The sequence below is a fragment of the Halobacillus sp. ABH2_015 genome (assembly GCF_056158945.1).
Genome location: NZ_JBSWUG010000002.1, coordinates 2,219,154 through 2,241,383, shown reverse-complemented (window position 1 = coordinate 2,241,383; position 22,230 = coordinate 2,219,154). Strand labels below are relative to the sequence as shown.

At 46.9% G+C, this 22,230-nt stretch carries 24 protein-coding genes; 17 read left to right on the top strand and 7 right to left on the bottom strand.

Annotated elements, in window-relative coordinates; all coding sequences use genetic code 11:
- Nucleotide 1: 1 nt before the first annotated feature.
- From ACXAD6_RS11955 to sda, 4 genes are all read right to left on the bottom strand, one after another.
- Nucleotides 2–1,486 carry a Na+/H+ antiporter subunit D gene (locus tag ACXAD6_RS11955; RefSeq protein ID WP_474969052.1) on the bottom strand — a complete coding sequence of 495 codons (1,485 nt, stop codon included), beginning with the start codon at nt 1,484–1,486 and terminating at the stop codon, nt 2–4.
- The gene (locus ACXAD6_RS11950; protein WP_027955324.1) at nt 1,479–1,817 is read right to left on the bottom strand and encodes a Na(+)/H(+) antiporter subunit C; all 339 of its coding nucleotides are present in this window, start codon (nt 1,815–1,817) and stop codon (nt 1,479–1,481) included. The genes ACXAD6_RS11955 and ACXAD6_RS11950 overlap by 8 nt, the downstream gene beginning before the upstream one ends.
- A gap of 2 nt (nt 1,818–1,819) precedes the next feature.
- A complete protein-coding gene (locus ACXAD6_RS11945) occupies nt 1,820–4,156 on the bottom strand; it encodes a Na+/H+ antiporter subunit A (RefSeq protein WP_474969051.1) in 2,337 nt (778 codons plus the stop codon).
- A gap of 258 nt (nt 4,157–4,414) precedes the next feature.
- Entirely contained in the window at nt 4,415–4,582 is a 168-nt protein-coding gene (gene sda / locus ACXAD6_RS11940) for a sporulation histidine kinase inhibitor Sda (RefSeq protein ID WP_474969050.1), read from the bottom strand.
- 235 nt (nt 4,583–4,817) lie between these two features.
- Here sda and ACXAD6_RS11935 point away from each other — a divergent pair, with 235 nt between their 5' ends.
- Genes ACXAD6_RS11935 through ACXAD6_RS11900 form a run of 8 tightly spaced genes read left to right on the top strand, consistent with a single transcriptional unit; the run spans nt 4,818 to nt 9,928 of the window.
- A complete protein-coding gene (locus tag ACXAD6_RS11935) occupies nt 4,818–5,426 on the top strand; it encodes a YqeG family HAD IIIA-type phosphatase (RefSeq protein WP_474970420.1) in 609 nt (202 codons plus the stop codon).
- Nucleotides 5,426–6,526, top strand: a complete 1,101-nt coding sequence (gene yqeH, locus ACXAD6_RS11930; RefSeq protein ID WP_474969049.1) for a ribosome biogenesis GTPase YqeH — start codon at nt 5,426–5,428, stop codon at nt 6,524–6,526. The genes ACXAD6_RS11935 and yqeH overlap by 1 nt, the downstream gene beginning before the upstream one ends.
- An 11-nt stretch (nt 6,527–6,537) precedes the next feature.
- Nucleotides 6,538–7,374, top strand: coding sequence for a shikimate dehydrogenase (gene aroE / locus ACXAD6_RS11925; RefSeq protein ID WP_474969048.1), 837 nt, complete (start codon nt 6,538–6,540; stop codon nt 7,372–7,374).
- A gap of 1 nt (nt 7,375) precedes the next feature.
- Complete coding sequence (gene yhbY, locus ACXAD6_RS11920) at nt 7,376–7,666, top strand: ribosome assembly RNA-binding protein YhbY (RefSeq protein WP_474969047.1); 291 nt, start codon at nt 7,376–7,378, stop codon at nt 7,664–7,666.
- A gap of 14 nt (nt 7,667–7,680) precedes the next feature.
- Nucleotides 7,681–8,253 carry a nicotinate-nucleotide adenylyltransferase gene (locus tag ACXAD6_RS11915; protein WP_474969046.1) on the top strand — a complete coding sequence of 191 codons (573 nt, stop codon included), beginning with the start codon at nt 7,681–7,683 and terminating at the stop codon, nt 8,251–8,253.
- Nucleotides 8,237–8,797: a bis(5'-nucleosyl)-tetraphosphatase (symmetrical) YqeK gene (gene yqeK / locus ACXAD6_RS11910; RefSeq protein ID WP_474969045.1), complete on the top strand. Its 561-nt coding sequence runs from the start codon at nt 8,237–8,239 to the stop codon at nt 8,795–8,797. The genes ACXAD6_RS11915 and yqeK overlap by 17 nt, the downstream gene beginning before the upstream one ends.
- A gap of 47 nt (nt 8,798–8,844) precedes the next feature.
- A complete protein-coding gene (rsfS, locus tag ACXAD6_RS11905) occupies nt 8,845–9,198 on the top strand; it encodes a ribosome silencing factor (RefSeq protein WP_027955332.1) in 354 nt (117 codons plus the stop codon).
- A gap of 1 nt (nt 9,199) precedes the next feature.
- Nucleotides 9,200–9,928, top strand: a complete 729-nt coding sequence (locus tag ACXAD6_RS11900) for a class I SAM-dependent DNA methyltransferase (RefSeq protein ID WP_474969044.1) — start codon at nt 9,200–9,202, stop codon at nt 9,926–9,928.
- Nucleotides 9,929–10,007: 79 nt separating this feature from the next.
- Here ACXAD6_RS11900 and comER read toward each other — a convergent pair whose 3' ends face one another.
- Nucleotides 10,008–10,817, bottom strand: a complete 810-nt coding sequence (comER, locus tag ACXAD6_RS11895; protein ID WP_474969043.1) for a late competence protein ComER — start codon at nt 10,815–10,817, stop codon at nt 10,008–10,010.
- A gap of 77 nt (nt 10,818–10,894) precedes the next feature.
- Between comER and ACXAD6_RS11890 the strand changes: the two genes are divergently transcribed.
- Genes ACXAD6_RS11890 through ACXAD6_RS11880 form a run of 3 tightly spaced genes read left to right on the top strand, consistent with a single transcriptional unit; the run spans nt 10,895 to nt 14,337 of the window.
- Nucleotides 10,895–11,464 (top strand): helix-hairpin-helix domain-containing protein, encoded by a 570-nt coding sequence (locus ACXAD6_RS11890; protein ID WP_474969042.1) that lies wholly within the window; start codon nt 10,895–10,897, stop codon nt 11,462–11,464.
- A gap of 57 nt (nt 11,465–11,521) precedes the next feature.
- On the top strand, nt 11,522–12,079 hold the full coding sequence (locus ACXAD6_RS11885; protein ID WP_474969041.1) for a ComE operon protein 2: 558 nt from the start codon (nt 11,522–11,524) through the stop codon (nt 12,077–12,079).
- On the top strand, nt 12,076–14,337 hold the full coding sequence (locus ACXAD6_RS11880; RefSeq protein ID WP_474969040.1) for a DNA internalization-related competence protein ComEC/Rec2: 2,262 nt from the start codon (nt 12,076–12,078) through the stop codon (nt 14,335–14,337). The genes ACXAD6_RS11885 and ACXAD6_RS11880 overlap by 4 nt, the downstream gene beginning before the upstream one ends.
- Nucleotides 14,338–14,377: 40 nt before the next feature.
- Here ACXAD6_RS11880 and ACXAD6_RS11875 read toward each other — a convergent pair whose 3' ends face one another.
- Nucleotides 14,378–14,512 carry a YqzM family protein gene (locus ACXAD6_RS11875; protein WP_027955338.1) on the bottom strand — a complete coding sequence of 45 codons (135 nt, stop codon included), beginning with the start codon at nt 14,510–14,512 and terminating at the stop codon, nt 14,378–14,380.
- A 346-nt stretch (nt 14,513–14,858) separates the two neighbouring features.
- On the opposite strand from ACXAD6_RS11875, the gene holA reads away from it, so the two are divergent.
- Nucleotides 14,859–15,887 (top strand): DNA polymerase III subunit delta, encoded by a 1,029-nt coding sequence (gene holA / locus ACXAD6_RS11870; RefSeq protein WP_474969039.1) that lies wholly within the window; start codon nt 14,859–14,861, stop codon nt 15,885–15,887.
- Between the two features lie 99 nt (nt 15,888–15,986).
- Here holA and rpsT read toward each other — a convergent pair whose 3' ends face one another.
- On the bottom strand, nt 15,987–16,247 hold the full coding sequence (gene rpsT, locus ACXAD6_RS11865; protein ID WP_027955339.1) for a 30S ribosomal protein S20: 261 nt from the start codon (nt 16,245–16,247) through the stop codon (nt 15,987–15,989).
- A gap of 160 nt (nt 16,248–16,407) precedes the next feature.
- On the opposite strand from rpsT, the gene gpr reads away from it, so the two are divergent.
- The 5 genes from gpr to hemW all read left to right on the top strand — a co-directional run bounded on the left by gpr (nt 16,408) and on the right by hemW (nt 22,186).
- Nucleotides 16,408–17,493 carry a GPR endopeptidase gene (gene gpr / locus ACXAD6_RS11860; protein ID WP_474969038.1) on the top strand — a complete coding sequence of 362 codons (1,086 nt, stop codon included), beginning with the start codon at nt 16,408–16,410 and terminating at the stop codon, nt 17,491–17,493.
- An 84-nt stretch (nt 17,494–17,577) separates the two neighbouring features.
- Nucleotides 17,578–18,732 (top strand): stage II sporulation protein P, encoded by a 1,155-nt coding sequence (gene spoIIP / locus ACXAD6_RS11855; RefSeq protein WP_474969037.1) that lies wholly within the window; start codon nt 17,578–17,580, stop codon nt 18,730–18,732.
- Between the two features lie 12 nt (nt 18,733–18,744).
- The gene (locus ACXAD6_RS11850; RefSeq protein ID WP_474969036.1) at nt 18,745–19,065 is read left to right on the top strand and encodes a hypothetical protein; all 321 of its coding nucleotides are present in this window, start codon (nt 18,745–18,747) and stop codon (nt 19,063–19,065) included.
- Nucleotides 19,066–19,158: 93 nt separating this feature from the next.
- A complete protein-coding gene (gene lepA / locus ACXAD6_RS11845; RefSeq protein ID WP_474969035.1) occupies nt 19,159–20,973 on the top strand; it encodes a translation elongation factor 4 in 1,815 nt (604 codons plus the stop codon).
- 73 nt (nt 20,974–21,046) lie between these two features.
- On the top strand, nt 21,047–22,186 hold the full coding sequence (gene hemW / locus ACXAD6_RS11840) for a radical SAM family heme chaperone HemW (RefSeq protein ID WP_474969034.1): 1,140 nt from the start codon (nt 21,047–21,049) through the stop codon (nt 22,184–22,186).
- Nucleotides 22,187–22,230: the final 44 nt, after the last annotated feature.

Genomic DNA, 22,230 nt, shown 5'->3' with positions numbered 1-22,230 from the left:
TCTACTCCTTTAATACAGAATCAATGTAGATTTCCGGATCCATTAAGTATTGGGCGATGGACTCCACTACGGGGAAGAACCATTCAGCGCCAACGCCTAACAGCACGGAAAGCGTTAATAGAAATACAGCCGGGTAAACCATACGGCTGCCTTTTTCTTTCCGATCCGGCCGAGGGATATCGGTCTTGTCTCCCCAGAATCCTCTGATGAAAATACGAATCATCGAGAATAGAATCAACAGACTCGACATCAACGCCACAATGACTATCATAACTTCTTCCTGCCCAACAGCTCCCCGGATCAACTGCAGCTTGCCGATAAATCCGCTGAACGGAGGTATTCCGGCCAGAACAAGAGAAGCAAGGAACATCATCCACCCGAGTAAAGGATAGTGGTGGATCAAGCCTCCCATTTTTCTTAAATCCGATGTGCCGGCCACATATACCGTGGCACCGGCCAGGATGAAGAGGGCGGCTTTAATAATCATGTCATGAATAAGGTAATACACCGTACCACTTAGAGAAACTTCAGAGAAGATCCCGATCCCCATCAGCATGAACCCGACAGCTGGAATGATGTTATACGCAACAATCAGCTTCACGTTGTGCGTGGATAAAGCGCCGATCACACCGAAGATCATTGTCAGTGCGGCGAGGTAGATGAACAAGGTATGCGTCATATCCACCTGCTGATTGAACATAAGTGTGAAGGTCCGCAGGATAGAGTAGATTCCGACCTTCGTCAGCAGCGCTCCAAAGAGTGCAGAAACGACGGCATTCGGTGCTGAATAAGGTCTTGGAAGCCAGTAGTACAGCGGGAACACGGCTGCTTTTGTAGCAAAAACGAAAAACAGCAGAATGCCAATGGTTGTTAAGATCCCCTGCTGTTCGACTTCCTGCACACGCTGGGCAATCTGCGCCATGTTGACGGTTCCCACAACAGAGTAGAGAAAGCTGATCGTTGTAACAAACAGCATGGAAGAAAACAGGTTGATTAAGACGTACTTAATCGATTCCCGAAGCTGGGCTTTTCCATTCCCGAGAACGATCAATCCGTACGAAGCCATCAATAGAACTTCAAAGAAAACGAAGAGGTTGAATAAGTCTCCGGTAAGGAAGGCTCCACTGACCCCTGCAATCAGCAGGAAGAAAAAGCTGTAAAAATAGAAGGACTCTTCTTTTTCTGTTAAAGACTTAGGAGCGAAAAATACGGCCGCCACACCAATGATATTGGTGGTCAGAACGAGGACGGCTGCTAATAAATCACCGACAAGAACAATTCCGAACGGTGCTTCCCAGCTTCCGACCTCAAGGACGATGGTCCCCTGACTGCGGATGGTCATAAAGACGTACCCAACCACAATCAGGTTGATCACCGCTGTAATCTGGGAAAAGGAGCGGACCAGTTTTGTTTTCTTGTGTATAAAGGCAGTTATGATTCCTGCCAAAAGCGGCAGCAGAATCGGCAGTATAGCTAAATTACTCATAGTCGTTACCCCTCAGTTGCTCCATATTATCCGTACCATTGATTTTAGCGGCACGATAGGCAAGGACCAGCAGAAGGCTGGTGACCCCAAAGCTGATAACAATGGACGTCAAAATCAAAGCCTGTGGGAGCGGATCTGTGTACTTCTCGATTCCTTCTGTCAGAACCGGGGGTGCCCCCCGTTTCAGCTCTCCCATTGTAAGAATGAACAAGTGGGCTCCATGGGAAATGAGCCCCGTTCCAATAATGATTCTCAGCAATTGTTTTTGAAGGAGGTTATACACGCCGGTGGTGAATAAAATACCGGCTAATACAGCCATAATGAATTCCATTGTTATTCATCCTCCTTCGGTTTCTTTAATCGGATTAATCCGTAAATGGCCATGGCGGCGATTCCGAGAACGACGATTTCAAACAACGTATCGAGACCACGGAAGTCAACAAGAATGACGTTGACGATGTTATCTCCGCCTCCAAGCTTATAGGAGTTCTTAACGAAGTATTCGGCGATGGAATCAAACCATTTACTGCTGTGGGCGGAGATGGCAACCATTGTCATGAGTGCCCCGAAGCCGACAGAGATAATCACGTTAAGAACCTGCGTGCTCATCGGCTGATCTTTCTTCTTCAGCTTAGGAAGGTGATAGAACACAAGCAGGAATAGAGCTACTGTTACGGTTTCCACGATGAGCTGAGTCAAGGCCAGGTCAGGAGCCCTGTAAAGGACGAACAGCATGGAAAGTCCGTATCCAACGACTCCCAGAATTAAAATGGCCGCGATCCGGTTGTTGGTCAGGGCTGTACCGATGGCTGCCAAGACCATAGTGACAGCTACAGCAATTTCAGGTGCGGTAATTCTGGATAAGTTGGACGTATCCACGGTAAATCCGCCGGTCAGAGCCATAAAGGCAAAGCTGACGATTAAGATGGCTGCAAGAATCAAGCGGACATAGCGCCCGAGCGATCCGTTCATATAGCCTTTGGTGATGACTCCGGAATACCTCTCCGTCCGATCGACAAGCCCATCATAAAACTTGTTCAGATTCAGACGTCCAGGCAGGAAGTTGTACACCGGTGACCAAACCTTCCTTGATATGGCCAGAATTGCACCGAAAACCACAACGGTTAAGGACATGACAAACGGCGGGATAATACCGTGCCAGAATGTAATATGTTTTTCATCAAGGGTTGTGCCTTTAACGGCCTCCGCCGCATGGGCGATGAACGATCCGTTCACAAGGAACGGGAATAAACCGATAATGATCACACCAGCGACCAGAATCATCGGAGATACAAGCATTCCGATTGGAGCCTCGTGTGGTTTTTTCGGAAGCTGATCAATCTTCGCACGTCCTCGGAAGGTGCCGAAGAAGAAATACATGGAATAGACGAATGTGAAAATGCTCCCCAGAACAGCCAGGTAAGGAATCACACTCATCATAAAACCAGAGAAACCAGCGGCTGATGCTTCCAGGTGAAGGGAAGATTCAAAGAACATTTCTTTACTATAGAAGCCGTTTAGGAACGGCAGCGGGACACCGGCCATAGAGAATGAGGCAAAAACAGCCAGCGTCGCTGTGATCGGCAGATAAGTCATCAAGCCGCCAAGACGGCGGATATCCCTTGTCCCTGTTTCATGGTCAATGATTCCGGCAACCATGAAGAGGCTCCCTTTAAAGGTAGCGTGGTTCAAAATATGGAATACTGCGCCAAACACGGCGGCTTTCGTTCCGAAACCGAGCATCGCCATAATCATTCCCAATTGACTGATGGTGGAAAAGGCGAGAATTCCTTTCAAGTCTGTCTGACGGACAGCCATATAAGATCCCCAGCATAATGTAACAATCCCAGCTGTGGACACAATAATGAAGAACCATTCACTGGAAGATAACATCGGAGAGTACCTGGCAACTAAATAAATCCCTGCTTTAACCATGGTTGCTGAGTGAAGATAAGCACTGACAGGCGTCGGTGCCTCCATGGCATCAGGGAGCCAGATGTGGAAAGGAAACTGTGCGGATTTCGTGAAAGCCCCTAAGAGAAGCAGACTTAAAATCAGCGGGAAGTATTCACTGTTTAAAACCAGCTGCTGCTGATCAATCATTGCTCGGATACTTGTTGTATTCGTTAACACACTCATGTAAATCAACGCACCCAGCAGGCTCAAGCCCCCGAACACGGTGATCAGCATGGATTTAAGTGCACCATACCGAGATTCCTGTTTATAATTCCAAAAACCGATTAACAGGAAAGAAGACAATGACGTAAATTCCCAGAAGCTGTACAGGGCAAATACGTTGTCGGAGAGAACGACACCGAGCATCGATCCCATGAAAATAAGAAAATACACGTAGAAATGGCCCAGCTGCTCAGATTTATGTAGATAGTAAATCGAGTAGAAAGCCACTAAGGCACCGATTCCACTGATAAGAAGAACAAACAGCAGACTCAGGCCATCCAGGTGGAAAACCATGTTGATCCCAAGCGAGGGAATCCATGAGTATTCCTGGACGACAGGTTCAAAACCTGTTCCGATATGACGGACAAAGTAAATAAAAATGACCACAGGCACAAGTGTTACAAAAAAGCCCGGGTGCAGCTTTTCTTTCCATCTGCTTAAGAATGGAATGAAAACAGCAAGAATAAAAGGCAGTAATACGGCCACCAGCATGCGGATAATTCCTCCTTTGGCTATGTTTCATCTATTTGGTTCGTATAGGGATGATGACAGCCTTGTATCCATTCAATTGTAATCAAAAAAACGGTCATTATTCAACTGTAGCATACCAGCAGCAGCATGTTGTAGACTTATTTTAGTCTTTCCTTATAAATAAGAAGAGACACATCAATAATAAAAATAAAAAAACACAAAAAAACATTCATTCTCCAGAGAGAAACGAATGTTTACGATGAAGCTTGTTTATTTTATCTACCCGACGCGGGGAATCGTTTTTTCCAATTGGTTCTGAATGGCTCTTTTTTTGATTTCATTACTGATCTGTTCGACAAATTCTTCGGAAAGATTGAGTTCAATAGCTTTGTGGTAAGATTGTATAAGCAGGGAATCCGATAATTGCTTCATACCGCTGTCACTCATGTGACAGTCACCTCCCGTTTTCTTAATCTCTCAACGTCCGTCTTTGAATGTATGTTTACCTTACCATGACCCGAAATTTGCCACAATATAGAAGTTATCTACAAGAAAATGTAGATAACTAATTGAAAAAACCATCTAGGTTTAGTGATAACAAAGAAGTTACTGTGTGGAAAATGTGTATAAACTTATCCACAGCCCGGTTTTGTCGGTAAATGTCGAACGAATTTTGTTCTTAATGGAAGACCTTTTGAAACATAATGAAATTTTGTATATGATGGTGAAGGAGATTTTGCCGTTGTATAAGAGATGGAGTGAGTTGATGTTAAATAATTTTCTGCCTGATGAACACGTTCCAAGTGTATTTGATATAGATCCACAGGAACTCAAGGACAAAGGAATCAAAGGTGTTATCACAGATCTGGATAATACGCTGGTAGCCTGGGATGTTCCTGATGCTACCGAAGAAATTCAAGCATGGTTTAAAAAGATGAACAGTCATGGAATTCAGGTGACCATCGCTTCAAACAATAATGAAGCGCGTGTGAAATTGTTTTCGGAGCCTTTGGATGCCACTTTTATTCACAGCGCCCGGAAGCCCCTGTCCAAAGCGTTCAAGAAAGCACGCAAGCAGATGAATTTAAATAAGAACGAGGTTGCTGTTATCGGTGACCAGCTTCTCACAGATGTTCTTGGAGGCAACTCTGCAGGTTACCATACCATTCTCGTCGTACCGATCGTCGAAACAGACGGATTTGTTACCCGTTTTAACCGGAAGATTGAGCGGCGGATTTTAAACTGGATGAGAAGAAAAGGGAAAATTACATGGCAGAGGAGAGATGGATAATGGCAGAGATTCAATGCCAGGGATGCGGAGCGGACATACAGACAACAAACCCTGAACAACCGGGTTACGCCCCCGCTTCCGCTTTAAATCGGGAGGACATCATTTGCAAGCGGTGCTTCCGGCTGAAACACTATAACGAGGTGCAGGATGTGCCGTATCAGGATGATGATTTCCTGGAGATGCTCAATCAGATCAATGGGACGAAAAGCCTCGTCATCCAGCTGATTGATATTTTTGATTTCAATGGAAGTTTTATTCCAGGTTTGAAACGACTGACCGGGAATAATCCTGTTCTTCTTGTAGGGAATAAGATGGACGTGCTGCCAAAGTCAGTGAACCATAACAAGGTGAAGCACTGGCTGAAGCGATCCGCCAGGGAAAATGGTTTGGAAGTCGAGGATGTGTTCCTGATTTCCGCTGAAAAAAACCAGGGTGTCGAAGAATTATCAAGAGCCGTAGAGGATTACCGTAACGGAAAAGATGTTTATGTAGTAGGGACGACGAACGTAGGAAAATCAACGTTCATCAACACCCTCATTTCCAACACATCAGGAGTGAAGGATGCGATTACGACTTCTTACTTCCCGGGAACGACTCTTGGATTCATCGATATCCCGCTGGATGAGCAGAGTTCTATGTTCGATACACCCGGGGTGATCCACCGTCATCAGATGGCCCACTACGTGTCGGATAAAGACTTGAAATTGATTACACCCCGCAAAGAAGTGAAGCCGAAGGTCTATCAGCTGAATGAACAACAGACTCTGTTTATCGGTGGACTGGCCAGGCTTGATTTTGAAAAAGGGGAGCGTTCGTCCTTTATCGGTTATTTCTCCAATGAACTCCACATTCACCGGACGAAAATGGAAAAAGCCGATGACTTGTATAAAAATCATTTAGGGGAGCTTCTAACACCACCGGATCAGGATACAAAAGAGAAGCTGCCTCCTTTGAAAGCCCAGACGTTGAAAATTACGGAGCCTAAGACAGATATCGTATTTTCGGGACTGGGATGGATCACTGTTCCAGAAGGAGATGTCACAGTAACGGCTCACGTGCCGGAAGGTGTGAAAGTATCCCTTCGTTCATCACTCATTTAGGGGGAGATTTTTTGTTTACATTCGGCTTGGCAGGATTTCCGGTCGGACACTCGCTGTCTCCATGGATTCATGAACAATTGATGGAACAGACGGGGGTTGAAGGAAAATATCACCTGTTCGAAATCACACCGGAAGATTTCGATGAGCAGATCGATCAGATCAAAAAACAGCAGCTGGATGGTTTCAACGTGACGGTTCCTTATAAGGAGAAGATCATTCCATATCTTGACGGAATCGACGCGAGTGCCGAGCAGCTGGGTGCTGTGAATACAGTCAAGCGGACATCTGATGGCTGGATCGGCTATAATACAGATGGAACAGGGTTTCTGCATTCGCTTCAGGCACGTTTTCCAGATCTTTTTCATCAGAAAATCAACGTTCTGCTTCTTGGAAGCGGAGGAGCGGCCAGAGGGATCTTTGCTGCGCTGATGGACCAGGCAGAGGTTAAGGTCGATGTAGCGAACCGGACGATCAGCAGAGCGGAGGCTATGATTACTGAAACCGGTGGTGACCACGCTGCCAGAGCAGTTACCATTGAGGAAGCTGAACAAGCAGCCGGGGGATATGATTTAATTATCCAAACCACCACGGTAGGCATGAGCCCGAATGATGATACATCCATTATGCCGCTTCAAAATATCAAGGAAGGTACGGTGGTCAGTGATATTGTCTACCGGCCGCTGATGACGAGCTTCTTAAAAGAAGCGGAAGAAAAAGGAGCCCGTCTGCATTTTGGCCATGAAATGCTGCTGCAGCAGGCGGTTTATGCCTTCCAAATCTGGACGGATCTTCATCCTGAAGCGCATCCGCTCCTTGAAAAGTTCGAACGAAAGTTGAAAGGGGAATAACATGTTAACAAGTAAACAGAAAAAGCATTTGCGTGCGGCTTCCCACCAGGTGCAGCCGATTTTTCAGGTTGGTAAAGCAGGGGTCAATGAAAATATGACGACACAGATCAATGAGGCCCTTGAAAAGCGTGAATTGATCAAGGTCAGCATTCTGCAGAACTGTCTGGAAGAACCCGCATCTGTAGCAGAAGAAATTGTAGATGCTACAGATGCCCATATCGTACAAGTGATCGGAAGCACGATCATCCTGTATAAAGAATCTAAAGAAAATAAGCAGATTGAGCTGCCGTAAAGCAGGATGCCCTTATGAAAAAAATCGGCATCCTCGGCGGAACGTTTGATCCACCCCATTATGGACATTTGTTAATGGCTGAATACTGCCGGGAGGATATGGGGCTGGATGAAGTCTGGTTTATGCCGTCCTATATCCCACCTCATAAAAAAGAATCACAGACAGATGCTGACCTTCGTCTGGAGATGGTAGAACGGGCGATTGCCGGTCATCCGGATTTTCGTTTGTGTGATATCGAACTTGTTCGAAAGGGAACATCTTATACCTATGACACGCTGACACTTTTGAATAACGAATACCCGGATCACCATTTTTTCTTTATCATAGGTGGAGATATGGTACAAAATCTGCCGCAATGGTATAAAATAAATGAACTGAAAACCATTGTGGATTTTGTCGGAGTGAAGCGGCCGGGGTATGAGTGGAATCCGGAAGCCGGTGTTCATTATGTAGAGATCCCCGGTGTCGATGTTTCCTCCACCATGATCAGGGAAAAACTTAAAGATGGAAAAGGTGTCCGTTACCTCGTACCGGAAGCGGTGAATTCTTATATAAAGGAGCATCACCTCTATGGAAATGACTCGTGAACAAGCGTTGGAGTACGTCAAACCTTTTCTTAAACAAGAGCGTTTTGACCACACTGTCAGAGTCGCTGATGAGGCAGTCATCCTCGCTGAGCGCTTTGGCGCTGATGTAAAAAAGGCAGCCCTTGCCGGTGCCCTCCATGATTATGCCAAGTACAAGGACAGGGGCTTGATGAGGCGTTGGATTGAAAGCGACAGACGTCTGCCTAAAGATCTTCTTGATTATCATCATGAGCTTTGGCACGGCCCTGTTGGAGCCCTGATGCTGGAACAGGAAATTCATTTGACAGATCCCGAGGTTTCCAGTGCAGTATCCTGTCATACGACAGGAAAGAAACAGATGAGTCTTTTGGATAAAGTTGTATTTTTAGCGGATTACATTGAACCCGGTCGGAACTTCCCCGGAGTTGATGAAGTCCGTAAAACGGCGGAAACGGATTTGGATCAAGCCTGTCTCCTTGCATTAAAAAACACCATTGTATTTTTGGTCGGCAAGGGAAGGACCGTTTATCCGGACACGTTTCATGCCTATAATGATTTATTATAATCAGAAAGAGACCCAAAGAGATATAGGATGAATAAGGGAGGAAACTCATGGAAAGCAGAGAATTAGTAACACTGGCCGCACAGGCCTGTGATGAAAAAAGAGCTCAGGATATCGTCGTATTGGATATGGCGGATGTATCGTTAATCGCGGATTACTTCGTGATTTGTGAAGGATCCAATGAAAGACAGGTACAGGCTATTGCCAGAGAAGTAAAGGCTCAGGCTGAAGAGAATGGTATGGAAGTGAAACGTATGGAAGGTTTTGAGCAGGCCCGCTGGGTGTTGATTGATCTGAACGGTGTCGTGTGTCACATCTTCCATAAAGATGAACGTCATTATTACAACCTGGAAAGACTCTGGGGAGACGCAGACACGGTGTTCGTTGAGGGCTTGGAAAACTAATATGAGTTACAAGGACATGGCACGGGTGTACGATCGTCTGATGGAAGACGCTCCATACAGCAGCTGGGTGACATTCACCAGAAATCAAATGCAGCACCACAATGTGACTGGGAGCAGGATTCTTGATGTCGGCTGCGGGACAGGTGAGATCACTCATAGACTGGATCAGGAAGGATTTCAAATGACAGGTGTGGACTTGTCGGAGGAGATGCTTGCTGTCGCCCAGCAGAAAAATCCCCGTTCCTCCATCCAATGGTTGAAACAGGATATGACCGAGCTTGAACTTCCTATGGCTTTTGATGCGGTCATCAGTTATTGTGATGTTTTTAACTATCTGCAGGAACCAGGGCAGGTAAAAGCAGCGTTCACCAGTATTTATACTTCTCTGGAAAAGGGCGGGCTGTTTTTATTTGACGTTCACTCTATAGAGCATATTCAGAGGGACCTGAGTGGTTCCACCTTCGCAGAGGTGTATGATGATTTGTCCTATGTATGGTTTTGTGATCCCGGTGAAAAGGACTACAGCATCGTTCACGACTTGACCTTCTTTATCGAGGAAGGTTCCAGTTATCACCGATTTGATGAGGTTCATTACCAACAGGGGTTTGAGCTTCACGATCTTAAAGCGTGGCTGGAGGCCGCCGGCTTCAGCTTCCGGGGAGTCTATGCAGACTTTAGTACAGAACCCGGTGCTGAAGGAGACCGCTGGTTGATTGCTTGTACAAAATAGGGAAGAGTCCGATTGGAAAATCGGACTCTTTTTTTATCCTATCCGGCAGGAATTCGTCAAGTAATGTCGAATAATAAAATTACAAGTGAATGTGTTTTTTATCCTCCTGATGTTTCCTCTGTGTGGCTTCGAACATCTTCTGGAATAATGGCCCGATATGATCCTCCAGAGCCTGAAGGCCCTCGCCGGTCACCCCGCCTTTGACAGTCACTTTCTCCATGAGTTCTTCCAATGTCATAACCCGCCTTGAAAGCAGTTCTCCAAGTCCTGTCATCATATTTTCTGTTAAGACCGCAGCCTTTTCCTTTGGCATGCCGGCGACATCTCCGGCCGCTTTGATCCATTGACTCAGCAGAAAACTGATGAATGCCGGGCCGCAGGATACGATGTCAGAGGCTGCCCGGATATATTCTTCTTCAATTTCCACCGGAGTCGATATGTGAGAGAAGGCCTTATGAAGGGCCGATTGGTAGGTTTCACTCGTTTTTTCTCCGAAAGTCATTAAGCTGACGCCGGCAAGAGCGTGGTTCGTTATGGACGGCACCACCCGGGCGACTTCACAGGGCACAGCTTTCTCAAGCTGGTCCACAGCGATCGGAGAGGTGATGGAAACAAGACATTGATCTTTTTTCCACTTTCCTTTCAGTTGGTCGAGTATCTCCTTATAGTGATGCGGTTTCACACAAATGAAAAGGATATCGCTGTTCTGCTGCGTTTCCAGAATCGTATCGGCGACAGTAATTGACCCCAATTCTTCTTTTAACGCTTCCGCCTTTGTTTTTGTTCTATTGTAAATCGTTAATTGATCGCTGCGCACGGCTCCGCTTTTGATCAGTGATGTTGTAAGCATGCTCCCCATATTTCCGGTTCCGATGATTCCCCATCTCATTGGAATCCCTCCCTTAATGGTTACCTATACAATAGTATTCCGAGAGTAAAGTTTTATGAAAGAAGGGCGGACGATTCATGATCAAACGATACGGATGGATAGGAATGGTTGTTCTTCTGCTTGTACTCGTTTACAGGCAGGTACAGCCGGATGCAGATGTCGAAAACACGGTTGTTACTGAAGAAGAGCAGGTCCAGGTCATGGCTGAAGGGGAGGTTTCCAGTGATGAAATTGTGGTCGACGTAAAAGGAGAGGTCTTACGTCCGGGCGTTTACTCCATGAAGGGTGGGGCAAGGGTGGATGATGTCATCGCGAAGGCAGGGGGAATGACGAAGGAGGCTGACCCTCGGAGCGTCAACCTCGCCCAGGTCCTGCAGGATGAAATGGTTGTGCTCGTGACAGAGGCGGCTGCAGAGGGGGAAGACACTTCCCAGTCATCAAGTATGGATACGGCCAGAATAAGGGTGAATCAGGCTTCTATGGAGGAAATCCAGACATTGAACGGCATCGGGCCGTCAAAAGCCGAAAGTATCATCAAATACAGGGAAGAGCATGGTCCGTTTGGATCTGTCGAGGAACTGCTCGATGTACCCGGAATCGGAGAGAAAACATTAGACCAGCTGAAGGAATATATCGCTGTTCCATAACGTTGACGGCAGGACATACAGCAAGTAAACTTAATGAAAAAACAGGGGGATACATAGATGGAACGAATCACGTGGAACCAATATTTTATGGCACAGAGTTACCTGTTGAAATCCAGAAGCACCTGTCAGAGGCTTGCCGTAGGAGCTGTCATTGTCCGGGATAAGCGTATGATAGCCGGCGGTTATAACGGGAGTGTGAGCGGCGGAGTGCACTGTATTGATGAAGGATGCTATGTCGTAGGCGGCCATTGTGTCCGGACGATTCATGCTGAAATGAATGCACTGCTTCAGTGTTCAAAATTTGGCGTAGCTGCAGACGGGGCGGAGGTCTATGTTACTCACTTTCCCTGCGTTCACTGTACGAAGGCATTAATACAGGCGGGAATTAGAGCGGTTTATTATGGGGAGGATTATAAAAATGATCCATATGCTGTCGAGCTTTTCCAACAGGCCGGTGTCCGGATGAAAAAGGTGCCACTGGAAATTCCTCCCATGCAGACGGAGCAGCGGGACCTTGTCGGCCGGCTTATTGAGAAACTGGAAGAGTCCCGGGATCCTGAAGTGGAACAGTTAAGGGAATTAGCCGGCCATTACTTCTCCCTTCACGAAAAATGAACGCCTGTACCGGCCGGTGGCACCTCCCCGTCCTTGCTTTTGCATCGGGCGGGGTTCTGGCCTCCCTGGAAGAGGATGCCGTTTATGTGTTTGCGGTTTTGATATCCGTTGTCCTTTTTGGTTACCGCACCCATCTCCATCAATTTCTTCTCCTTTGTATGCTCCTCGCTGCTGGTTTTATCTACCTTGCCCCTCAGTCTCCTCTGACACAAAAGGAAAGCAGTGAATCATGGACCGGTATTATTGATTCAGAAGTGAAGGAAACCTCCTATGCTGTGCAGTTCCTTATGAAAGATGAAGACGGCATCAAAAGGCAGGTCCGTATTTTGAAAAGTGATCCTGATGAGCAGGTACCTGTGTTTCACCATGGATCTGTCTGTACGGTTTCCGGTGTGACAGGCCCGTTTGATTCTGCCCGGAACCCGGGTGCATTTGATTATGCGGCGTATATGTACACGCAGGGTGTCCTTGCGGAGATGGTGGTGCAGGATCACTCAGATACAGCGTGCGAGGGGCGGTCCCGGTTCAGTTATCTGTATGAATGGCGGACGCATCTTCTGAAAAAGGTCCAGCGTCAGTTGGATCCTGAATCGTACAGTTGGGTCAAAGCGCTGGTCTTTGGAGAGAAAGATGCTGTCCCCGAAGATATCATCAAGTGGTTTCAAGCGTATAACCTTTCTCATATCCTCGCTATTTCAGGACTGCACGCCGGACTGCTGGCCGGAGGAGTCTATGTCTCTCTTTACCGGTCCGGCCTGGCAACAAAAAGGCAGGCCCGCATCTTTCTGTTCTTCTTTCTCCCATCATATACAATCCTCGCCGGCGCCGCGCCATCGGTCATCCGGGCTTGTGCTATGGCCCTCATCGTCCTTGTCACTTCGATGTTTAACCGCCGGATTCCATTGTCGGATGTCATTGCCTGGACAGCAGGTTTCCTGCTCGTTTGGAATCCTGATTACCTGCATCAGGTGGGCTTTCAATTTTCCTTCCTTGTCACCTTCAGCCTTATCCTTTCTGCACCTGTGTTGAAGAAGGCATCTGGTCTTTGGCAGCAGACGATGATCATCAGTCTCATCTGTCTGCTGGCCATCCTCCCTCTTCAAATCCACTATTTTTACGAATTTCAACCCCTGTCCCTTTTCGTAAATGTGGCGGTGGTCCCCTATTTTTCCTTCTTCGTCATTCCGGTGTCCTTCCTTTTGTTTCTTGCTGCGCTTATTTTTCCCGGTTCTGTCACTTATAGGTTTTCCTCGATATTTTCTGATCTTCACCAGCGTGTCCTCTCAGCAGTTATGGAAGTGGGAGGTTTGCTGGACTTTCCCTGGGTCATTGGGGAACTGGCTGTTTCAGCAATCCTTGTGTTTATGGTCTTGTTTGTCAGGATGATGCTTCATTGGTGCAGAGAACAACGTGGGAAGACTCTTTTGTTCGGCGCTGCGTGTGTGGGTGTGCTTATGGTTTATGCTTCCCTTCCTTACTTGTCATCGAAAGGGACTGTGACAATGCTCGATGTTGGTCAGGGGGACAGCTTTATCATTGAACTGCCTTACAGGAAAGGTGTATGGATGATTGATGCTGCGGGGCCACCTGTTTTCATGGAAGATAAGGCCGAGACGGCGGAAACCATTATTGTCCCTTTCTTGAAATCCAGAGGCATCCATACGGTTGATACCCTTCTCATTACTCATGAGGATAGTGATCATGATGGAAGTGTTCCATACCTGCTCCAACACCATAATGTGAATCGTCTGGTGACGTCACCTTTTAATCCTGTCCAGTATAAAGGGGTGGAGCAGCTAAGGGTGGAGGCAGGAGACCTGTTGAAGGGCGGCGGTCTTGAAATGCGTGTCCGGCATCCGGCAGAAAACAAGGGAGATGCGAATGACAATTCCCTCGTGGTGGATTTCGATCTTGGTGGGAAGAAGTGGATGTTCGCTGGAGATATCTCAGCCCCCGTTGAGAAACAGCTGCTTCAAGGGTCTATGGCTGTTCGTGCCGATGTCTTGAAGGCAGCTCACCACGGCAGTACCACATCTTCAAGTGAGGAATGGCTGGAGCGGGTGGATGCTGACGTGGTATGGATATCTGCAGGCGTCGATAATCGTTACGGTCACCCGCACGAAGAAGTACTGAAAAGACTGATGGATCAGGAGGCGGTCATTCTCCGGACAGATCAATCCGGGGCTGTCACCTATAATTTTTATGGAGATGATGGAACGTTTTCTACTTTTCTTCCGTATAATGCAAGCAGAAAATAAAAAAAGACTGCTTCATAAGCAGCCTTCCGGAATTGCACCATTATTGACCGACCACAGAAAATACAACCCCGATTGCGAAAATAATGAAGAAGAAGACAAATGAGAAGACAAATCCCAATCCGGAATCAATGACATCATTCGTTTTGGATTGAATATCATTCTTGAACTCGTTCATATTACCCCTCCTATATCAATTACTAAGTATAGTCCATTTACAGCCAAAAATCTACATGGTGTGAAAAGGATTTCTAAAATTATCCTGGATTCATACGTTTGCCACAGCTAGCAAGACTTGTCACAGATAATTCTTCCCCAGGCGGTCAAACTAAACGCAAGAGACGAACAACATCGTCCTCTTCAAAAGCACCCGGGGCTTTTGAAATGGCGTTTATATAGATGGTTCATACGGCATGCTCACGTCACTTTTTGACAGATCTTGAAAAGGACAATAAAATAGTGACACTGAGCTCCCTCTCAGGAGGGTGCCGTATTCTTTTTTTATAAGAAAGGACAACCACTGTATGGCCAAGCTGAATCAATCACAGGTGTACTTACTATATGGAGTAGAGCCGTATCTGATACAAGAGAATAAAGATAAAATCATTAAGCAGGCGTTAAAGAAAGAAGACCGCGAATTTAATGTATCCCAGTACGACCTGGAGGAAATCCCTGTCGAGGATGTTATCACAGATGCGGAAACCTTTCCGTTTCTTGGGGATGGGAAAGTGGTGATCGCTGCCAGTCCTGTCTTCTTAAAGGCGAAACCGGACAAGCTCTCCTTTGAGCATGATGTGGATAGGCTGCTGAATTATATACAAAATCCAGCAGAATACACGACACTGATCCTCATCGCTCCGTATGAAAAACTGGACGAACGGAAAAAGCTTTTCAAGGAATTGAAAAAACATGGCGAGGTCATCCACTGTGAGCCTGTGAAAGAATGGAATATGGATAAGTGGATTTCAAGTCTCGCGCGGGATTTACATATTACCGTGCCGGAGGATATTTATGAATTGTTCACACAGGAAATTGGCGCGAACCTGATGGCTTTGAGGAATGAAATGGAAAAGCTTGCCCTTTATGTAGGGGAAGGCGGCGTTGTTACGAAAGAAGTGGCAGAGCAGCTCCTTTCGCACAGTGCGGAAGCATCCGGACTCAAACTCGTCGATGCTGTGATGGAAAGGGACCTTGGAAGAGCGATCCGGATTTATAAGGATCTTGAGAAAGTCAACGAAGAGCCGATTGCGCTGACAGCCCTTCTTTCCTCCCAGTTCCGCATCATCAATCAAGCGAAAGTGCTTAAACAAAAGGGTTATGCCCAGAACCAGATGAAAACGTATATTAAAGCACATCCCTACGTCATAAAAATGGCATTGAAAAGAGAGCGGTTTTTCACGAACCAGGAACTGAACCAAATCATGAATGAACTTGCGGAGACGGATTATAATCTGAAGCAGGGGAAAATGGAAAAAGCGCTCGCTTTTGAAATGCTCCTGTACCGGTTGATCCACATTAAACAGCAGGCGGCTGATGAAAAAGCGACGATATAAAACAAAGAAGCCCTCCGGCAGCAGGCCGGGGGGCTTCCTTCATGTAAAAACGACCCATTCAATAGAAGGATCGTCTGTTGGTCATAAATTACGATTTAATTATAGTGCGTTAACTAATTTAGTTAGGCGGGATTTTTTACGGTTTCCTGTGTTTTGAGGCAGGGCGCCGCGTTGAACAGCTTTGTCAATTTTCTTAACAGCTGTAGGAAGCACTTCTTTCGCGTTTTCTACATCTTTAGCTTCAACAAGCTTTTCTACACGTTTAACCGCCGTACGCATGTCAGATTTGAATGCTGCGTTAAGAGCGCGGGCATCATCGTTTACACGTACACGTTTTTTCGCTGATTTAATGTTAGGCATGGTTTCACCTCCTAGGTAAAAACAAAAGACTCATTCATATCGAACAAGAGACATTCTACCAGAGCAGCGAGGTGTTTTCAATACTTATCTCATTCCTTATCCGATCATCTGCATAGATTTCTTCTGCTTGGGAGAACATTTGAATAAGGAGGCTGACGATATGGAAGAACGATTACACTACTCCATCCGCACGGATCTGGCGCTTGAAGCGCAGGAAATGAATGTTAAGGATGATCCGTCATCCTCAGACAGCGACGGGGTGGAAGTTCATGAAAATAAGAAAAATGATATTACCATTACGTATGTGACCGTAGATGAAGCGGGGGCAGAAAGAATTGGTAAAAAACCAGGGCACTATGTGACGTTGGAATCCCTGGCCATCCGCAAACAGGATAAGGAACTCCAGGAAAACCTGGCAGAAACGATGTCGGTTCAATTGAGAAAATTAATGGGAGCGTGCGGCATCAAAGATATGGACAGAGGTCTGATTGTCGGGCTCGGAAATCATAATGTAACCCCGGATGCCCTTGGTCCGCTTGTGACCGAAGATGTCTATGTGACCAGTCATCTGTTTGAACTGCACCCAGAAACCGTTGCGGAGGGGTGGCGCCCGGTTTCTGCCGTTACACCGGGGGTCATGGGGGTCACAGGGATAGAGACGAGTGATATGGTCCATGGGATTATCGAGGAGATCAAGCCTGATTTTGTCCTCGTTATTGACGCCCTGGCCTCGAGGTCCATCAACCGGATTAATGCGACCATTCAATTGTCGGATACAGGCATTCATCCAGGATCCGGTGTCGGAAACAAACGAAAGGAAATCAGCCGGGAAACGTACGGCATTCCTGTCATCTCTATAGGTGTCCCCACAGTTGTGGATGCCGTTACCATTACGAGTGATACGATTGACTATGTTCTCAAGCACTTTGGACGTGAATGGAGGGAAAAAGACCGTCCCTCCAACGCATTGTCACCGGCCCTCAATCCATTTGAGAGAAAAACACTGACAGAAGAAGATCATCCTGACGACGAACAAAGCCAGGCGGTGATGGGCATGTTCGGTCAGCTTGAGGCAAACGAGAAAAAGCAGTTGATCAAGGAAGTCCTGACTCCTCTTGGTCACAATTTGATGGTCACTCCGAAAGAAGTCGACAGTTTTATCAAGGATATGGCCTGTGTCATTGCTGCCGGTATCAACGGCGCGCTTCACTCCGGAGTAGAAGACGGCCGGCTGGAGTCATACTGAAATAGAAAAAATGATAGAGACCGGTTCTATGAAATTCCTCTTTCTCATACCATTTACTAGATGTGTATGAGAGGAGGATTTTTTATGTCCCGTTACCCGGACAAGTGGAAAAAGGCGGACAAAAATATAGTAAAGCGCGGGACCCGGTGGGTGGTTCTGAGTGTCACGATCCTGATTCTATTATTCATTGGTATCGGTGTACTTACCGGTGCGAAAACGACCTACCGGCTGTATTCCGATACGATACAGGAGTGGACGGCGAAGTTGAAAGGCGGATCCTTCATCTATCTGTTTGAAATGGAAAACCGTGTGTTTAAGGATGCACATCCAGAGGGAAACCGGATCCCTGGTCTCACCTCCCTCTCTTTTCAATTGCTGACAAGTCTGACTCCCAATGACCCGCGAAGCCTGCTTGGCAGAGAGATTCCCGGGTTATCTTCCTACAACAGTCAGATTATTATTGCCGGGCAGGGGACGGACTTTTCTACACTGCCGATTGAATCAGAGCCACCGCTTGAAGTAGAGGATCGTGGAGAAGAAGGGGACATCGAGGAACAGCAGGATTCTGGTACAGATCAGGAAGCTGAACCGGCTGGCGAAGACTCTGTCTATATTTACCATACGCACAACACGGAATCCTTTTATCCTCATCTTCCAGACGAAACGACCGTGTACGATGGGAAAGTGAATATAACCCTTGTGGGCGACCGCTTAGGACAGAGTCTGGAAAGAAGAGGGGTTGGGACGGTGGTGGATAAAACAGATGTAGCCGCTCTCCGTAGTGAGAATGGTATGGAGTACTACCAGTCCTATGATGCTGTCCGTCCGGTTGTGGAGGAGGCAGTAAGCTCCAACGGTTCGTTGACCTACTTCTTCGATCTTCACAGGGACAGTCTTGGAAGGGAGCACACAACGACAACGATCGATGGAAAGGATTACGCCCGTTTCGCTTTTGTCATCGGTGCGGAGCATCCTGGTTATGAGAAGAACCTGGCCTTTGCAACCACCCTTCATAACAAGCTGGAGGAAACGTATCCGGGCATCAGCCGCGGAGTCATTACGAAAAAAGGATCAGGCGTCGATGGCGTCTACAATCAGGATATCAATCCCAATGCCATACTTATTGAGTTCGGTGGTGTTTATAATAATCTGGATGAATTGTACCGTTCAGCGGATATCATGGCTGAAGTGTTCAGTGATTATTACTTTGACGAACAAAAAGTAACGACAGAACCATAAGGAGGGACGATCATGAAGGGACTGGCCGGTCTGATCATCCTGTTCGGCGTCTTTATTGCCGGCGCTTTGTATGGCATTGAGAAGAACAATGAAACGTTTGATGAGGCCGTGCCTGTCCATCAGGAACGTGTGGAGGAGGAAAAAGCAGCAAGCGAGCAGACTTCCTCCCAAACAACAAAACAAATTCCCTCGGATGAAAAAGACTGCCACCCATCTTTTCAAGAAGAAGACGTCCCTTGGATTACCCGTCTCGCTGCAGGGATCGGGGAAGGAGTGGCGGTCACGTTCAACGTTATGATCGTCGTGGCTTCGGAAATCATACAGGCAGGATGACACGTCCTGCTTTTCTATGCCATTGAATAATCCGGGGGTTACTGCTATAATCAACCTAGATATTTGTGTCGAATTCAGTAGGAGTGATTTAAGTTGACAGCACAAAACAAACAGGAGAGGGTCCGGAACTTTTCGATTATTGCCCATATCGACCACGGGAAATCGACATTGGCGGACCGTATCCTAGAAAAAACAAAAGCCTTAACCCAGCGTGAAATGAAAGAGCAGTTCCTTGATGCTATGGATCTGGAACGTGAGCGCGGGATTACGATTAAACTGAACGCCGTTCAATTGAATTATGAAGCGAATGACGGTTTGGATTATACGTTTCACCTGATTGATACACCGGGCCACGTCGATTTTACATATGAGGTTTCCCGAAGTCTTGCTGCCTGCGAAGGGGCGATCCTCGTCGTCGACGCTGCACAGGGAATCGAAGCCCAGACACTGGCGAACGTGTATCTGGCGTTGGAAAACGATTTGGAGATCATCCCGGTCATTAACAAAATCGACCTTCCTGGTGCGGATCCTGATCGGATTAAACAGGAAATCGAAGACGTGATCGGTATTGATGCATCCGATGCGATCCTTGCTTCAGCTAAAGAGGGCGTCGGCATTGATGAAATTCTGGAGCGTATCGTGACCGACATTCCTGCACCGGAGGGCGGGGTCAAAGATCCGACGAAAGCGTTGATCTTTGATTCCCTTTATGATTCCTACCGCGGTGTCGTTGCCTATGTCTGTGTCCGCGAGGGCTCTATTAAAATGGGCGACAAAATAAAAATGATGGCAACAGGCAAAGAGTTTGAAGTGAATGAACTCGGTGTCTTCCGTCCGACTCCGACTCATAAAAAAGAACTGACAGTCGGTGATGTCGGTTACTTGACCGCCTCCATTAAAAACATTGGAGACAGCCGTGTGGGTGACACGATTACTCTGGCCTCCAACCCCGCAGCTGAACCGCTGCCGGGCTACAAGCGTATGAATCCGATGGTATTCTGTGGGATGTATCCGGTGGACGCCAGTAAATATAACGATCTTCGTGATGCCCTGGAGCGTCTCGAACTGAACGATTCCTCCCTGCAGTTCGAAGCAGAGACCTCCCAGGCGCTTGGGTTTGGTTTCCGCTGTGGATTCCTCGGAATGCTGCACATGGAAATCATCCAGGAACGGATCGAACGCGAATATAAAATCGACCTCATTACAACGGCTCCGAGCGTGATTTATAAGGTTACGACGACAGACGGTTCTGAAATGAATGTCGATAACCCATCCATGATGCCTGATAACCAGACATTGGATGAGGTGCAGGAGCCTTTTGTCAGAGCTACAATAATGGTTCCGAATGATTATGTCGGTCCGGTTATGGAGATCTGTCAGCGCAAGCGTGGAAACTTCATGGATATGCAGTATCTTGACGACAACCGTGTCAACATCGTGTATGAAATTCCATTGTCTGAAATTGTCTACGACTTCTTCGATTCCTTGAAGTCCCAGACGAAAGGATATGCCTCCTTTGATTATGAACTCATCGGCTACCGTGTTTCCAACCTTGTGAAAATGGATATCCTTCTGAACGGAGACACCATTGACGCGCTTTCCTTCATCGTGCACAGAGATTTTGCCTACGAGCGTGGAAAGCTGATTGCAGATAAGTTAAAAGAACTCATTCCGAGACAGCAGTTTGAGGTTCCGGTCCAGGCTGCAATCGGAAACAAAATCATCGCCCGTACGACGATCAAGGCGATGCGTAAAAACGTCCTTTCCAAATGTTACGGAGGAGATATCTCCCGTAAGCGTAAACTGCTTGAGAAGCAGAAGGAAGGGAAGAAGCGCATGAAGATGGTAGGCTCTGTGGAAGTCCCACAGGAAGCCTTCATGTCTGTGCTTGATTTGAACGAAGACTAAACGAACAGACTTACTATAAAGACCGCAGGAGACTATTCTCTTGCGGTTTTCCTTATGAAAGGTGGAAACATCCATGAATATCCCATCCGCTTATATACACATTCCATTCTGTCAACAGATCTGCCATTACTGCGACTTTACAAAGTTCTTTTACAATGAACGGCTGGCAGATGAATATCTAGAAGCATTGGAGAAAGAAATTCACACGTACATCCCGGGGGAGAAAGCCCGCGTGCGCACGATCTTTGTAGGTGGAGGAACGCCTACAGCCGTCAATCATAAGCAGTTGGAAAAGCTGCTGAAGATGATTGATGATCACTTTGATACCGCCTCGTGCGAAGAATATACATTCGAAGCGAACCCGGGGGACCTCGACGTGGAGAAGGTACGTCTGCTGAAAGCGTATGGAGTGGATCGGATCTCTCTCGGCGTCCAGGTTTTTGATGATGAAATGCTGGAAAAAATCGGACGCGTACACAAAGTCAAGGACGTCTATACGAATATTGACCGTCTCGTACAGGCGGGCCTTACCAATATAAGCATTGATTTAATGTATGCTCTTCCCGGCCAGACGGTGGAAGACTTCGAAAAAACGGTCGATGAAGCGGTCCAGTTCGGTCTGCCTCACTATTCGTCCTATTCACTGCAGATTGAACCGAAAACGATTTTTTATCAACGTTATAAAAAAGGGAAACTGACAAAGGCACCGGAAGAGGATGAGGCCGAGATGTATGAGCTGCTGCAGCGTAAACTGTCTGCCGCCGGAGCCCATCAGTATGAGATCAGCAACTTCGCCCTTCCTGGGTTTGAAAGCAGACACAATCTGACATACTGGAATAACGAGTATTACTACGGAATCGGGGCCGGAGCCCATGGCTATATGCCTGGAAAACGAACAATTAATATCCGCCCGCTTCCAGCCTATGTAAAAAAGGCGGGAGAAGACGGAAGGCCGATTCTTCACGAAGAACCCATCACAACCAAGGAAGAAATGGAAGAAGAGATGTTCCTTGGTTTGAGAAAAACGCAGGGTGTATCCATAGAGCGTTTCTACGAAAAATACCAGAAGCCGATGGATTATATTTTCGGTGACGCACTCGGGACATTGAAAAACAGGCAGCTGATTCAGGAAAACAACGGGTTTATCCAGCTTACACCACGGGGAAGAATCCTTGGGAATGAAGTGTTCCAGGAATTCCTTCTGGACGAATGAAAAATTGATGGTTTTCCGTTGACATCACCGAACCCTTTTGATAA

Coding starts and splice junctions, on each gene's coding strand:
- ACXAD6_RS11950 (WP_027955324.1), bottom strand. CDS start 1,817: ATGGAATTCATTATGGCTGTATTAGCCGGTATTTTATTCACCACCGGC.
- yhbY (WP_474969047.1), top strand. CDS start 7,376: ATGTTAACAAGTAAACAGAAAAAGCATTTGCGTGCGGCTTCCCACCAG.
- ACXAD6_RS11880 (WP_474969040.1), top strand. CDS start 12,076: ATGAACGCCTGTACCGGCCGGTGGCACCTCCCCGTCCTTGCTTTTGCA.
- ACXAD6_RS11915 (WP_474969046.1), top strand. CDS start 7,681: ATGAAAAAAATCGGCATCCTCGGCGGAACGTTTGATCCACCCCATTAT.
- sda (WP_474969050.1), bottom strand. CDS start 4,582: ATGAGTGACAGCGGTATGAAGCAATTATCGGATTCCCTGCTTATACAA.
- ACXAD6_RS11900 (WP_474969044.1), top strand. CDS start 9,200: ATGAGTTACAAGGACATGGCACGGGTGTACGATCGTCTGATGGAAGAC.
- yqeH (WP_474969049.1), top strand. CDS start 5,426: ATGGCAGAGATTCAATGCCAGGGATGCGGAGCGGACATACAGACAACA.
- spoIIP (WP_474969037.1), top strand. CDS start 17,578: ATGTCCCGTTACCCGGACAAGTGGAAAAAGGCGGACAAAAATATAGTA.
- rsfS (WP_027955332.1), top strand. CDS start 8,845: ATGGAAAGCAGAGAATTAGTAACACTGGCCGCACAGGCCTGTGATGAA.
- ACXAD6_RS11885 (WP_474969041.1), top strand. CDS start 11,522: ATGGAACGAATCACGTGGAACCAATATTTTATGGCACAGAGTTACCTG.
- rpsT (WP_027955339.1), bottom strand. CDS start 16,247: ATGCCTAACATTAAATCAGCGAAAAAACGTGTACGTGTAAACGATGAT.
- comER (WP_474969043.1), bottom strand. CDS start 10,817: ATGAGATGGGGAATCATCGGAACCGGAAATATGGGGAGCATGCTTACA.
- ACXAD6_RS11875 (WP_027955338.1), bottom strand. CDS start 14,512: ATGAACGAGTTCAAGAATGATATTCAATCCAAAACGAATGATGTCATT.
- yqeK (WP_474969045.1), top strand. CDS start 8,237: ATGGAAATGACTCGTGAACAAGCGTTGGAGTACGTCAAACCTTTTCTT.
- ACXAD6_RS11935 (WP_474970420.1), top strand. CDS start 4,818: ATGGAAGACCTTTTGAAACATAATGAAATTTTGTATATGATGGTGAAG.
- ACXAD6_RS11890 (WP_474969042.1), top strand. CDS start 10,895: ATGATCAAACGATACGGATGGATAGGAATGGTTGTTCTTCTGCTTGTA.
- holA (WP_474969039.1), top strand. CDS start 14,859: ATGGCCAAGCTGAATCAATCACAGGTGTACTTACTATATGGAGTAGAG.
- ACXAD6_RS11945 (WP_474969051.1), bottom strand. CDS start 4,156: ATGCTGGTGGCCGTATTACTGCCTTTTATTCTTGCTGTTTTCATTCCA.
- gpr (WP_474969038.1), top strand. CDS start 16,408: ATGGAAGAACGATTACACTACTCCATCCGCACGGATCTGGCGCTTGAA.
- ACXAD6_RS11955 (WP_474969052.1), bottom strand. CDS start 1,486: ATGAGTAATTTAGCTATACTGCCGATTCTGCTGCCGCTTTTGGCAGGA.
- hemW (WP_474969034.1), top strand. CDS start 21,047: ATGAATATCCCATCCGCTTATATACACATTCCATTCTGTCAACAGATC.
- ACXAD6_RS11850 (WP_474969036.1), top strand. CDS start 18,745: ATGAAGGGACTGGCCGGTCTGATCATCCTGTTCGGCGTCTTTATTGCC.